Below are 13,344 nucleotides of genomic sequence, written 5' to 3' on the forward strand. Positions count from 1 at the left end.
AGATAAAAATCAGCATCGTTGCTATCGCAGCTATTACAAAAACTGTGACCGGTAGCAAATGGCGAGGTTTCGTTATTGGCGATATTGGTCTAGACACCTGAGCAATTTTGTTAATAACCATAGCCATTTTATTCTCTTTTTTATTAGGAGCTTGCAATATGATAACAGCCTTGGCCAGTAATTTGGCTAAAACCGCCGGATAGTTTTTTGACTTGAATCTGCGTCAAAATCCTTTCTTTTAGCGCTTGTACATGAGAGATGACGCCGATTAACTTGCCTTCTTGTTGCAAGCTTGTTAGCGTATCTAGCGCAATGTCAAGCGACTCTTCATCTAGCGTACCAAAACCTTCATCCAAAAACAATGAATCGACGCGGATATTCTGACTGGCCATCTTCGATAGACCTAAGGCTAGAGCAAGACTGATAATAAAGCCTTCTCCGCCTGAGAGATTCTTGGTACTGCGAATCTCGCCACCTTGATAGTTGTCTATTACATTGAGCTCAAGCGGACTGTTATCATCACGCGCCAGCAAATAACGATCACTCATCTTGTGTAGTTGGGTGTTGGCGTGATTGACCATAATATCAAAGGTCAGGCCCTGCGCGAACGCCCGGAACTTTTTACCGCTACTCGAGCCTATCAGTTCATTTAACTGACGCCAAACTTGTAGATTCTGTTTTTGCTCAGCGATGGCTTTGAGCTGGGATTGCTGACTGCCTTTTTTATCTTCGTTATCTTTGAGCTTTTGCGTCATCGCGCCGATCGACTCTATTAGTCGATTAGACTCGCTTTGTGCTTGCTGCTGCTCATCTAACAGACTGTCTTTTCTCTTTAAGGTGAGCGGATTAGCTTGTTTGTCTGCAAGTGCTTGTTCGGTCTGCTGCAGTAGGGATTTTGCTTGCTTTAACTGATAGTCGATTTGCTGCTGCTGCTCGCTTAAGTGGCTGCGCTCATGCTGCGATAGGCGCGCGCTGACAAAGTCCGTCTCAATAGCAAAGTCAGAGCTCGCTAGCGCCTCTTGAAAGATGTCTTCTTGATCCTCTAAGGTGGTTTTTGCAGCCAATAACTCACTTGAAAGTCGTGTCTGCTGCTGCTTGGCTATTTGCAATAGCTGCTGAGCACTATCGATGTGCCTTTGTACCGAGGACTGCGCGGTTTTGGCTTGTTCAAAGTCTAAACGTAACCGATCTTCCTCTGCATCGACATTTTTATCAGCAAATAGGGTTTGTCTGTCTTGCTGTAATTCGGCGATAGCTTTTATCTGCTCGGCAATAGACTGGCTTAAAGCGTCAAGCTCAGTGCTCTCTTTATCTAACTGTGATTGTTTGGTCTCAATCTGAGTAGTTAAGCGACTCAGCTCAGTCGTTAGGGTTTGCTGCCGCTGCTTTTCTTGATTGTATTTCTGTTTTAACTCCAGCATATGAGTGCGATGCTGACGCAGAACCGTTAACTGCTGCTCGATCTGTACATTATTTAATACGGTTTGCTCATCGATACTCGCTCGTAACAGCTGAATCTCAAGGCCTGTTTGCTGAGTTTGCTCAGACGCCCAGTGACTAGCAGTGTATTTATTAATAATACTGATCAAATCCGCGATAAGTGTTTGTAACTCGGTAAAATGAGCTTTAGTATTGTCTTGCAAGCCATCGAGCCTTTGCTGATTGAGCTTATTATCATTATCGAGCAAGCTGATTTCGCTTGCCAGCTGATACTGCTGTTTCTCAAAAAGCGCTAATTCTTTTTCAACCTTCGCTATGGAGTCGTTCAGAAATTCGTAATCGGTTACAGACTTTTTTACTCTGTCTTTATATTCAAGCAATTGCTGTTTGGCTTGATGGCATAGCTCAGTGATCGTATTAATGAGTTCAGCGTTTACCGTTTTAGAATGTAGACTCTGTTTCAGCGTTTCAATAAGCGGACTAATCTCATTAAGCGCTTCGATGTTAGTTAACATGGCATGACTATAGTTTTCATTGTCAGTCGTTATGCTATTGCTCATCTCTTGAATATCGCCGCTAAGCTTAGTGGCTTGAGCAATCAAGGCTACTATATGCCGTTGCTCCTCCTTCGACTGATTGGTCGTAGTCGCGAAGGCAATTTTATACTGTGACAGCTCACTCTCTAAATCTTCTATTACTGAGTTACTGTCGGTGAGCTGCTGCTCAGTGATTGAAATTTGCGAAGACCCATCTGTCGTTGTACGATTCGCATTCGGATGTTCTAAAGCGCCACAAAGCGGGCAGGGCTGACCGTTTTCTAACTCATCAATGTAGTGCTCAAGGCTCGCAACTTTTTGGAGTAGCGTCAACTGCGTCTGCTTTTCTAGGCGCTTATCCTTGGCTACTTTAATCGCTTCTTCAGTATCAGCGATGGATGCTTTGAGAGTCGCTAAGGTGTCACTGTTACTAGGCTGCGATGATTGCAGGTTTTTGATTTGAGAGGTGAGCGTGCTTAGCTGCTGATTGCTATATAGCTGTGGCTCAATTTGACTGATGATATGTTCAATCTGCTGCTGTTCAGCTCGCTGATCCGCCAATGATGTGGTCGCAAGCACTTGCTGCTGTTGCTGTAGTAACTCATTAAATTGTTTTTGAGTCGCTGCAATTGAGGTCTCTTGCGCCTCTTGCTGTGATATAAGCTTGGCTTTGTCTAGCTGGTACTGCTGGGTTTGCTCCGCTAGAGCCTTTTTTTGCTCCGCTAGAGTCATATTATCTTGCAGTAACGTCTTAAGCCTGCGACCGCTATTCTCAAAAGTGGCTATGTCAGTATCGATATCATTAAGCTCGCTATGCGTCTCTAGATACTCTACCGTACTCGCCAGCTGCGACTCACTTTGCGCAGCTAGGGTTTGATGCGATGTTATGTCTTGCGTTAAGCGCTGCACATTAGCGGATAGCGACTCTTGACGTTGGCGGCTATCATTTAGACTATAGCTGTGCTGCTTGATACTTGCATCCAGCTCGCGGGTTTTAGCGATTTTAGGCAAGCCCTCTTGTAGTGCTTGTTGGGCCTGCTTATAGTTTTGATCAATGCTTTCAAGCTGAGTTTGCAGTTGCTGTAAGTCAGACTGTTGCGTAGGTAGTTTTGCTGCTACTGTTTGCTGCTCGTCGGACAAGCGCTGCACAGTGTCACGACTGCGACTGAGTTGACCGAACTGACTCTCTAACTCCAGCGCTTTTATCGCAGCCTCTAAGCGCTTCGCATCAGAGGTGAAGTCTTGTTTTGCTTGTTCAGCTTGAGTTAAGTCGCTTTGGTAAGCGGCAAGCCTACCTTGCAGCTCGTCAACCGCCTCTAACCACTGAATCTGCTCACTTATTTGCTGATACTGTTGTTGCTGTTTGGCTTGTGCTGCTTGAGACGTTGTTAACTCCTCATAAATGTGCGCTTCTTCTTCAGTAGTCAATAAAATCAAGCCATCCAAGCCATACTGTAGTTTGCTTAAAACCTCTTCCTCAGAGCGCTTCTTTTCAAAGACATGAGTCGATATCGTCGCGTAAATATCCGTGCCTGTAATCTTTTCTAAAATATCGGCGCGCGCGTCCGCTTTGGCCTTTAAGAAAGCGGAAAAACTGCCTTGCGCGAGCAAAATGGAGCGCGTGAACTGCTCAAAATCCATGCGCGTAAGCGCTACGATCTTCTCTTTAGTACGTGATAGCTTACTCTCTAAAATCTCATCGTCACTATTCTCATTGTCAGTTTGAGTATTAACCAAGGCTATCTCGTGAGTTGCGTCCTGCAAATTACCATCAGGCTTACCATAAGCGCGGCGCTGACCCCAGCGACAGCGGTATTGGACACCATTAAGATCAATGACTACCTCGGCAAAGCACTCTGCTGTTTGCCGAGTCATCACCTCATTACTGCTTTTACTAATGCTATTAATCCTTGGCGTTTCGCCATAAAGCGCTAAACAAATCGCATCTAAAATCGTGGTTTTGCCCGCACCGGTCTGTCCGGTGATGGCAAAGATGCCTTCGTTAATAAAAGCAGAATCAGCGAAATCGATGTGCCATTCGCCTTTGAGTGAGTTGAGGTTTTTGAGTCGCAGTTCGATGAGGCGCATGAGCAAGTCTTATGATTTGGATGGTTCAAAATTTTAAAATATGGATGATGTTTTTTAGAAATTTAGCTATTTATTCAGCCCGACTATCATCATGATAAATAGTATGCAGAATCTGCTGATAAGCCTCTAATAACGACCGTTTTTGTGACTCTGGCACTTCATTGATTGTAAGACAGCGTTCAAATACATCTATCTCATTTAGGTCTTGCAGCGTCTCAGTGCTTTGTTCTTGATTCAGCACTTTATTATAAGTGCGTGTATTTCTTATCTTTAATACTTCACAAGACAACCCTTCTATCATAGCAGCGACTTCTTCACGCAGCTCAGTGACAATGTCCTCACCATCATAAATAATCTCAAGCCATATCGACTCCGTTTGGTTTAAGTCTTTGATGGTATTAGCAATAGTGGCCAAATCGCCTGATATTTGCGCGAGTTTTTGAAAGCAAGGAATAGCTAGCGAGACGACTTGCATATGACTGTTGTCATCTGAATATAGGACTTTATAATCATTAGGTGTGGATTGGGTTGCATTTATTTCATTATTTTTTGATGAAATAGGAGCATCTTTTTTATTGTCCGTAATGTCTGTATCCTCAAAACCAAAAAGATCATCGGCAAACAAATCATGGTTAAGTGTGGACGCTTTTTTAGCGACTTTTTGAACCGGTTCTACTGTAACCTCTGCTAACAAATGAGTTGGTTCTTGTGTTTGCGGCTCTATAATGGATTTATCCAACCCTGCGCCAAACTGCACGAGTAGCACTTGCTTTTGCTGACGGGCTTCACCAAAGCCCATGGCGATAGGCGAGCCTGAATAGCGAATATGCTCTTGTCCGCCAACGCGCTGCGGCACATGCAAATGCCCAAGCGCGACATAATCGAAGCCCTCATCGAACATCTCAGCTGATATTTGACCGAGGTTACCGACATAAAGATCACGCACGCCATCATCTTCAGTGGTTTTGCTACCAGCTGCGAATAGATGACCGGTTGCGATGATAGGAATATGGCGCTGATGTCTCTCGCACAATGATTGTTGTGCGGCTTTGGCTAAGCTTGCGACTTCATCGTAGTGCGCGCGGATACCTTTAATAACATTAGTATCTTTGCTATCAGCTGACTCGCCAGCACTGCTGCTACGCACATCACGATCGCGCAGATAGGGCACGGCGGCAATGATGCAATGTGGATCACCGTCACTATCATCTAATATTAACACCTCATCGTTTAAGTCCTCACAAGCAGTGCCAATGACATGCACATTTAAGAATTTGAGCACTTGGCTTGGCGCATCGAGAAAAGTAGGGGAATCGTGATTGCCGGCGACGATGACAATATGCTCACAGCATAAAGTTGAGACTTTGCCCAAAAATTCATAATACAGGGCTTGCGCCCGATTGCTTGGCGTCATGGTGTCAAAGATATCACCGGCAACGATCAGTACATCGACATTTTGCGCGCTGATGGTCGTCTCAAGCCAAGCTAGAAAAGCTTCAAACTCTTCATAACGCATACGACCATACAGTCTGCGCCCTAAATGCCAGTCTGAGGTATGCAGGATTGTGAGCGGCTTAACGGGGTTTTTAACAATATCAGCTGCGGACATAGGTAGACTTAATAGCAATAAATAAAAAGGGTTTTATTCTAGCAAGAATTGCTGAGGTTTGCTGTGCTTGAATGATTAGAAGGGTCTAATATGAACTAAAATAACCGTCTATTAAGACTGAGAGAATTAGGAAAACGAAAAAGCCACCTTAATAAATGATTAAAGTGGCTCCGTTCAATAATGACAATAAAGTGATTATCCAATAACCAACTGCTCTAAACTATCCTCTTTTGATTCAGAAAGAGTAGCAATCATCGATAACGCATGAGCTTGTTGGTCAACAGCTTGACCCTTAGCTTGACCCTTTGGTGTTGTTGCTGTCCCGCCACGCAGCCAATTACTTTCAGTATTAGCTAGACTTTGCTCATGCTGCTGCAGATGTAGATTGTACCAAGCTAAATCATGATGCAGCGCCACTACATCACCCATAATGAGTAAGGCAGGCGTTGGCAACTGCGCTTGTTCTTGTCGCTCTACGATACTAGCCAGTGTACCGGTCAGCACTTGCTGATTAGGCATACTAGCGTTGGAGACGATAGCGATAGGCGTCTCACTGCTACGGCCTGCCTCGATTAAACCTTCAGTCAAACGCTCTAGCGAATGCAAGCCCATATAGAAGACCACCGTCTCATCGGTATCGAGCAGATTCTCAAACTTTTCATTAGGCATGCCAGCCTTTAAAAACCCTGTGACAAAACGCACCGACTGAGAATGATCGCGGTGGGTGAGTGGAATACCAGCGTAGCTCGCGGCAGCATTAGCAGCAGTGATACCTGGTACCACTTGATAAGGCACACCGTGCGTGCGCAGGCTCTCAATCTCTTCACCGCCGCGTCCAAATATAAACGGATCGCCGCCTTTGAGACGCACGACTCGGCGACCTTTTTTGGCCTCGTTGATTAACAACTCATTAATCCCTAATTGCGCGACCGTGTGATTGCTACGTTTTTTGCCAACATAGACTTTGTCCGCATCACGGCGGCATAAATCTAATACTTGCGGGGAGACGAGCGCATCATAAAAGACGATATCGGCTTGCTGCATGAGACGTAGCGCTTTAAAGGTTAATAATTCCGGATCGCCTGGGCCTGCGCCTACGATATAGACTTCGCCAACAGGATTTTTGCCTTTATTGCTGATATCTGAATCTGTATCTTGATTGTCTAAGTTTGCTGCAGAGTTTGTGGCCACTTCTGTATCATCGCTATGTTGATTGGCAATCTTTGTAGCAGTCTCAGCTAAGTCTTTTTGCAATTGCGCAGTCGCCTCAGTTTCGTTGCCGGCAAAGATGAGCTCACTGACCTTACCTTCAAAGGCGCGCTCCCAAAACTGACGACGACCCGTAAGCGTTGGGATTTTATTTTTGACCTCGCTACGAAACTCGCCTGCCAGTTTTGCCAATTTACCATAACTTTGCGGGATCAGCGTCTCAAGTCGTGCCCGCAGTAAACGCGCCAGCACGGGCGCTTTACCATTCGATGAGATACCAATAACAATCGGATTGCGATCAACGATCGCGGGAAAAATAAAGTCACATAAATGCGGGGTGTCAACGACGTTGACCGGAATATTGAGCGCGGTTGCATCGGCATGAATGTGATGGTTCAACGCCTCATCATCAGTGCCAGCGATGATAACGCGCGCGCCTTGCATGTACTTTTTATTATAATTTTCATAAATAAGAGTATGCTTCTCATCACTTAATAACGCGTGCAGCTCATCACAGATACTAGGGGCAACAATAGTAATAGCAGCACCGGCACGGCTAAGCAAATCCGCCTTTCGCAGTGCCACATCGCCGCCACCCACGATCAATACTTTGCGGTTATCGAGTTTAAAGAATAAGGGAAAGGTATTCATAGGAGCACCAAAGATTATGCAAATTTATGTATGGCGTCATTATGAAGTATCGCGCGCGCTATGTCACCTAATGGATTGGCATTAGTGTAGTTATATTTTTCATAAGAAAAGCGATTTTTGTTTAATATAGGAATGAGTGAGGCGAGTTCTTTACGTATTTAAAGTTAAGCAAACATACCCTAACATCGATATTCGTTTAACTGTGTTAGCATATTTTCAATAAATCAATAATCAAAGCGCAAACATGCTCTCGCCAGGCTTTATCGAAACGCCAATGACTGACGGTATCGATGATGAGCGTTTAGATCGTATCCCTGCTCAGCGTGCTGGCAAGCCAGAAGAGATTGCTGCATTGGCAGTATTCTTAGCGTCCGATGACTCAAACTACATGCATGGTGCTAATGTCTTTATGGATGGCGGCTGGGTGCTTGGCCGTAAATAGCAATTCCTCTTTTTAGCAGTCATAAATAAAACAAATAGATAAACCAAAAAAAAGCCCTCTCACCTTGAGAGAGCTTTTTGATTTTTACAAATTATAGATGAGTACTAAAACCTACAGCTGGGTGTGTAGTCCGCACTCGCGGTGCTCTTCAACCTTAGTCGGATCAAAATAATCAAACTCGTTAGGCAAGTTGTGCTCATCTAAGTACTTATCTAAATCACTATCGGTTTTTTCAAACAGCGGCGCAACTTTTAGCACACCGTCTTTTGAGAGGCTTAGAAAATCGAGACCTTGGCGGAATTCGGTTTGGTCTTTGCGGATAGCGTTGAACCAAACGTCAGGCTTTAGCTCATCAAGGGCGCGGCGAAACGGCTCAAGTTTGACTTGCTCAGTAAATTTGTCGTGTAGCTCGTCATTGACGCCTGGGATACCACCCAGAGTGACGTCACGGTGGGCCGCCGTCTGCTTAGGAATATAAGTAATGACGTTTAGGTTTAAGTCGTTGATCACTTTATTAGCGAAACGATAAGTGGCATCGGTGTTGTAGCCTGAATCTACCCATAATACGGTGATGTCAGGGCGCAGTGAAGCGACTAAGTGCAAAATGGCAGACTCATAAGGGCGAAAGTTAGTGGTGATAATAGGGTTTTTAGCTTGCGATAGCGCCCACTCAACGATCTCTTCAGGCGATTTGCCTTGCAAGTCTTTATTAGCTTGGTCGATGTCTAGGTTTGGATGTAGTTGGCTCATGGTTATGTCCTTAAATTAGAAAATTAATGTCATTGTTAAATAGAAAAGTAAAAACTAAGCGCCTGCAAACATAGGTAGTGCGGAGGCATCACGGCCCCCATAACTACTGGCAAGCGCGGTAAAGGCCTGTTCGATATGAAACTTGGAGTCCGGATGTACATCATGTTCGCTCAGTACAAAGCTATCGACGCCGACGCGCAAAAGATAAGCGATTTGGTCACGGCCAAACTCGCCTGCGACCCGAATCTCTTTTTTGTAGCCCAATTGACGTAAGGTTTGTACAAAGCTAAAGCCGCGACCATCAGCAAACTTGGGCACATGAATGACAATCAGCGTTTGCTTCAATAACAGCTCGCTAAGTTTGCTTAGGACATCGGCATCAGTATCGGCAGTAATCCACACGCCAAGATGACTGCTGTGCTGAACGATAAGCTCATACACCTCGTTCATCAGCCCGCCTGCAAGCGCGCCTTCAGTATTCAGCAGATCGGCTAGCGGCACGATAACCTCAGACTTTTCTTGCCGGTGTAGCAGCTCAAGCAAAGTGATCTCACTCAAAGCAATACCGCCGGGTAGAGTATCAGTGCTTAGTGCCAGCCAGTTATCTTGCGCGCTAATATCACCGCCTTGACTATCTAAGATATGATGATTAGCCATAGACCTTCTCCTTAAACGGATCAAGACCGACGCGCTCTACCAATTCGCCAAAGCTTTCGACATCGTTATCCGTAGTTGCGCGTAGATCGACATAGACATCAACGATCTGTTGAATGGTGTCCGCCACCGCTTCGGTTGGGACAGAGCGGCCAAGTATTTTGCCTAATTTAGCATCGTTACTTGAGTTACCGCCAAGGCTAATCTGATACCAGTTCTCGCCCTTTTTATCGACGCCGAGAATGCCGATATCGCCAGTATGATGATGCGCACAGGCATTGATACAGCCCGACATATTGAGTCGAATATCACCCAAGTCATACAAGTAGTCCAGATCGCTAAACTGCTTCTCGATTTGCTCGGCGATGTTATGCGTCGTGGCATTAGCGAGCGAGCAGTAATCCCAACCGGGACAGACGATCATGTCGGTTAAGGTATTAATATTAGGACGCGCTAAGTGCAGATCTGATAATTGCTGCCACAGCTCGTATAGCTTATTGGTTTCGACATCAGCAAAAACCAGGTTCTGCTGATAGGTACTACGCAGCTCACCGAAGCTGTACTCATCTGCAAGATCGGCTAGCGCATCCATTTGTGAGTCGGTAACGTCGCCTGAAGGCACGTATTTACCGTCAACCAGTCCTGCTTTTAAGGAGATGACCACCGCGCGGTAACCTGCAATTTTATGCGCGACGGTGTTTTGCTGATACCAATTGGCAAAGTCTTTATTGTCCGCAAGCTGCTGCTGCAGCTCAGACTGCACTTGTAGCCCATCAAACGTCTTGTAATCAGGTTCGCTAAAATAACTGGTAGCCGTCGCAAAATTGTCATCAGTTAAGGTGAGCGGGCCATCTTTGGTATTCGCTTCCCACTCGGCATCAACGAGCTTAGCAAACTCGCGCCCGCCTAAAGTATCGACCAAGATTTTGATGCGAGATCTATACTTGCTACCTTTGTCACGCCGACCATGCAAGTTATAGACTCGTAAAATAGCATCTAAATAGCTGAGCAGATGCTCGCGCGGCAGAAACTCATTAATGACTTTACCCAGTACAGGGATACGACCAAGACCGCCGCCCACTAGCACCTCAAAGCCAAGCTCGCCGGCGTCATTTTTCTTAACATGAAGGCCAACATCGTGGACTTGCGTGGCTGCGCGATCGGTCTCTGTACCGATAACCGCAATCTTAAATTTACGCGGCAAAAAGGCAAATTCGGGATGAAAGGTTGACCACTGACGAATAATCTCACAGTAAGGACGCGGATCGGCGATCTCAGCCTGATGAATACCAGCATAAGGGTCAGTGGTGGTATTACGAATACAGTTGCCAGAGGTTTGGATGGCGTGCATCTGCACGGAGGCCAGCTCCGCTAGGATATCAGGAACCTCTTCTAATTTTGGCCAGTTGAGCTGAATATTGGTACGCGTGGTAAAGTGCCCGTAGCCTTTATCGTATTTACGGGTAATCTCGGCAAGTTTACGCAGCTGATAGCTGGCAAGTAGGCCATAAGGGATAGCAATCCGCAGCATCGGCGCATAGCGCTGAATGTAGAGACCGTTTTGCAGTCGTAGCGGTAGATACTGATCCTCTGGCAGCTCGCCTGCCAAAAAGCGTTCGGTCTGATCGCGGAACTGCGCAACGCGTTCTTCTACCAGCGTTTGATCGGCGTAGTTATATTTATACATGACGTCATCTCAATAGTGATTTGCGTGTGTAATAATTCTAGAGTGTGCTTTGGCGCTAATCTAGGGCGTGCTTCGACACTGAGCTGTTCAAAAATGGGCTTAAAGCAATATAGGCTGACATCATATAACTGTGCGCGGATAAATATAAATTCCTATAAGTTATATCCATATCCAAAGTCAGCATAAATTTTCATAACCAAAATTGGGTAGCCTAGGCGTCATCCATTAATTGCTCACAACCTAAGGGTATAAAACACTATGACTTCTATTCCTGCCCAATCAACATCAGATGATCAATCACAGTCCAAGCTAGTACCGCCGCATGGTAGCGAGACTCTAAAGCCGCTGCTATTAAAAGATAGCGCGCGCGAAGAGGCGCTGAAGCTTGCCAGCACCCTGCCGACCATTACCTTAAGCTCACGCGAGCGCGGTGATTTAATTATGCTAGGTATTGGCGGTTTTACACCACTAGATGGCTTTATGAATCAGGCGGACTGGCAAGGGGTGGTCGATGAGATGCGCCTAAAGTCAGGTGATAATGCTGGTCTGTTTTGGCCGATTCCGATTACCTTATCTGCGCCTAAAGTATTAACCGACACTCTTAATCAAGGCGATAAAGTTGCGCTTGTAAGCGAGGACGGCGAGGTGATGGGTATTATCACTGTCGAAGAGACTTACGATATCGATAAAGATCACGAGTGCCAGCAAGTCTTTACTACCACTGATCCTGAGCATCCAGGCGTGCAACAAGTGCTCAATCAAGGCGAGGTCAATGTCGCAGGCCGCGTCGAGGTGCTTAGTGAAGGCGAATTTCCTGAGCTATATCCGGAGATTTACAAAACCCCAAGTGAGACCCGTGAGATATTGAGTAATAAAGGCTGGAAAACGGTTGCTGCTTTTCAGACGCGTAACCCGATGCACCGTTCGCATGAGTATTTGGCAAAGATTGCTATTGAGATTTGCGATGGCGTACTCATTCACTCCTTGCTTGGGGCGCTAAAGCCAGGTGATATTCCCGCTGAAGTACGTCAAGAGGCCATTAAGACACTGATAGATAATTACTTCAGAGCCGATACCGTGATTCAAGCGGGCTATCCGCTAGATATGCGTTATGCAGGCCCTCGTGAAGCTTTATTACATGCCGTATTCCGTCAAAACTACGGCTGTAGCCATCTCATCGTTGGCCGTGATCATGCCGGTGTTGGTGATTACTACGGCGCGTTTGACGCACAAACTATCTTTGATTATGTTGGAAAAGACGATTTGATCACTCAGCCGCTAAAAATTGGCTGGACCTTTTGGTGTAATGCGTGTCAAGCGATGGCCTCTGATAAAACTTGCCCGCACGATGCAAGCGAGCACGTCAAAGTATCCGGCACCAAACTGCGTAAAGCGCTATCAGAGGATCTTGAGGTACCTGATAACTTTAGCCGCCCTGAGGTGCTTGAGATCTTGCGTGAATACTATGCCGGTATCGCTAAAGAAGAACGCGCTGAGGTTAAGCTGACTGGCGCTTCTGCAGTTTAAGATAGTTTTAAAATCTTCAAGCATAAAAAAGGTGTCAGACCATGAGTTTGACACCTTTTTTATCATTAAAACCTAACCAAACCATTATAACGCTTGAGCGTTAATTCAATTCGACTTCTCCTGCCAGCTTTTGATAATCGCCAACGATTGAGCCGCCACCAGAGCAATAATAATTAAGCGCGTACTTATCATCGCTATCTATCGTCAGCTGATCACCTTGAAATTGTAAAAATACTTTACTGTCATTAGCTGTGGTCTCAAAGATAATCCCGTGTGCTTGATCTTGACCCATGAGTTTTGCTTGGCCATCAAAGGTGCAAGTTGGCTTTTTTATATCATCACGAGAGCGCACTGTTATATGAACGCTATTCTGATCATTCTCATCTGCTTGCACCTTCACGGCGACCCAATCATAGCCTTGATGACGCTGACTATAGCTATCTGACACATAATCACCGACTACCACTTGTACGGCAGGAGATACGGCGGCTACAGTTGCTAAGCTAGCTGTTGCCATAGTGTTAGTACTAGTAGCGGATGAGGTGTTATTGCAGCCTACTAGCGATGCGCTACTGATGAATACTGCGGTTAACATGGCAAGCGATGTATAAGGTTTTTGAGAGGCGCGCAAGATCATATATAAGCCTTAATACTTAGAAAGTTAGTATTAGAAAGATAGTAAATAAAAAGATAAAGGTAAAACCATTAGATTAAAGCAGCATAGCTAATAACGTGGCTGATGCCAAGATAT

9 protein-coding genes are annotated in these 13,344 nt (G+C 45.5%); 2 read left to right on the forward strand and 7 right to left on the reverse strand.

Annotation, left to right across the window (positions count from 1 at the left end; genetic code table 11):
• Positions 1-143: 143 nt before the first annotated feature.
• The 3 genes from JMY03_RS07735 to cysG form a co-directional block, all read right to left on the reverse strand.
• Positions 144-4,064, reverse strand: a complete 3,921-nt coding sequence (locus JMY03_RS07735; protein WP_201602687.1) for an AAA family ATPase — start codon at positions 4,062-4,064, stop codon at positions 144-146.
• Positions 4,065-4,134: 70 nt separating this feature from the next.
• Positions 4,135-5,673: an exonuclease SbcCD subunit D C-terminal domain-containing protein gene (locus JMY03_RS07740; protein ID WP_201602690.1), complete on the reverse strand. Its 1,539-nt coding sequence runs from the start codon at positions 5,671-5,673 to the stop codon at positions 4,135-4,137.
• A gap of 195 nt (positions 5,674-5,868) precedes the next feature.
• A complete protein-coding gene (cysG, locus tag JMY03_RS07745) occupies positions 5,869-7,533 on the reverse strand; it encodes a siroheme synthase CysG (protein WP_201602693.1) in 1,665 nt (554 codons plus the stop codon).
• 244 nt (positions 7,534-7,777) lie between these two features.
• Here cysG and JMY03_RS07750 point away from each other — a divergent pair, with 244 nt between their 5' ends.
• Positions 7,778-7,975 carry an SDR family oxidoreductase gene (locus JMY03_RS07750; RefSeq protein WP_025644300.1) on the forward strand — a complete coding sequence of 66 codons (198 nt, stop codon included), beginning with the start codon at positions 7,778-7,780 and terminating at the stop codon, positions 7,973-7,975.
• 111 nt (positions 7,976-8,086) lie between these two features.
• Here the strand turns inward: JMY03_RS07750 and JMY03_RS07755 are convergent, their stop codons facing one another.
• From JMY03_RS07755 to JMY03_RS07765, 3 genes are read right to left on the reverse strand one after another with little or no spacing between them, the layout of a single operon-like run.
• Positions 8,087-8,725, reverse strand: coding sequence for a phosphoadenosine phosphosulfate reductase domain-containing protein (locus JMY03_RS07755; protein WP_201602695.1), 639 nt, complete (start codon positions 8,723-8,725; stop codon positions 8,087-8,089).
• A 54-nt stretch (positions 8,726-8,779) separates the two neighbouring features.
• Positions 8,780-9,382 (reverse strand): DUF934 domain-containing protein, encoded by a 603-nt coding sequence (locus tag JMY03_RS07760; protein WP_201602698.1) that lies wholly within the window; start codon positions 9,380-9,382, stop codon positions 8,780-8,782.
• Positions 9,375-11,066, reverse strand: a complete 1,692-nt coding sequence (locus JMY03_RS07765) for a nitrite/sulfite reductase (RefSeq protein WP_201602700.1) — start codon at positions 11,064-11,066, stop codon at positions 9,375-9,377. The genes JMY03_RS07760 and JMY03_RS07765 overlap by 8 nt, the downstream gene beginning before the upstream one ends.
• A gap of 258 nt (positions 11,067-11,324) precedes the next feature.
• Here JMY03_RS07765 and sat point away from each other — a divergent pair, with 258 nt between their 5' ends.
• Positions 11,325-12,593: a sulfate adenylyltransferase gene (gene sat, locus JMY03_RS07770; protein WP_201557334.1), complete on the forward strand. Its 1,269-nt coding sequence runs from the start codon at positions 11,325-11,327 to the stop codon at positions 12,591-12,593.
• 100 nt (positions 12,594-12,693) lie between these two features.
• Here the strand turns inward: sat and JMY03_RS07775 are convergent, their stop codons facing one another.
• Positions 12,694-13,230 carry a hypothetical protein gene (locus JMY03_RS07775; RefSeq protein ID WP_201602702.1) on the reverse strand — a complete coding sequence of 179 codons (537 nt, stop codon included), beginning with the start codon at positions 13,228-13,230 and terminating at the stop codon, positions 12,694-12,696.
• Between the last annotated feature and the right edge of the window lie 114 nt (positions 13,231-13,344).

Source organism: Psychrobacter submarinus, from assembly GCF_904846685.1.
GTDB lineage: Bacteria > Pseudomonadota > Gammaproteobacteria > Pseudomonadales > Moraxellaceae > Psychrobacter > Psychrobacter submarinus.

What these genes read in the sequence shown, in the direction of transcription:
- JMY03_RS07735 (WP_201602687.1), bottom strand. Translation starts at nt 4,064, where the DNA reads ATGCGCCTCATCGAACTGCGACTCAAAAACCTCAACTCACTCAAAGGC.
- JMY03_RS07740 (WP_201602690.1), bottom strand. Translation starts at nt 5,673, where the DNA reads ATGTCCGCAGCTGATATTGTTAAAAACCCCGTTAAGCCGCTCACAATC.
- cysG (WP_201602693.1), bottom strand. Translation starts at nt 7,533, where the DNA reads ATGAATACCTTTCCCTTATTCTTTAAACTCGATAACCGCAAAGTATTG.
- JMY03_RS07750 (WP_025644300.1), top strand. Translation starts at nt 7,778, where the DNA reads ATGCTCTCGCCAGGCTTTATCGAAACGCCAATGACTGACGGTATCGAT.
- JMY03_RS07755 (WP_201602695.1), bottom strand. Translation starts at nt 8,725, where the DNA reads ATGAGCCAACTACATCCAAACCTAGACATCGACCAAGCTAATAAAGAC.
- JMY03_RS07760 (WP_201602698.1), bottom strand. Translation starts at nt 9,382, where the DNA reads ATGGCTAATCATCATATCTTAGATAGTCAAGGCGGTGATATTAGCGCG.
- JMY03_RS07765 (WP_201602700.1), bottom strand. Translation starts at nt 11,066, where the DNA reads ATGTATAAATATAACTACGCCGATCAAACGCTGGTAGAAGAACGCGTT.
- sat (WP_201557334.1), top strand. Translation starts at nt 11,325, where the DNA reads ATGACTTCTATTCCTGCCCAATCAACATCAGATGATCAATCACAGTCC.
- JMY03_RS07775 (WP_201602702.1), bottom strand. Translation starts at nt 13,230, where the DNA reads ATGATCTTGCGCGCCTCTCAAAAACCTTATACATCGCTTGCCATGTTA.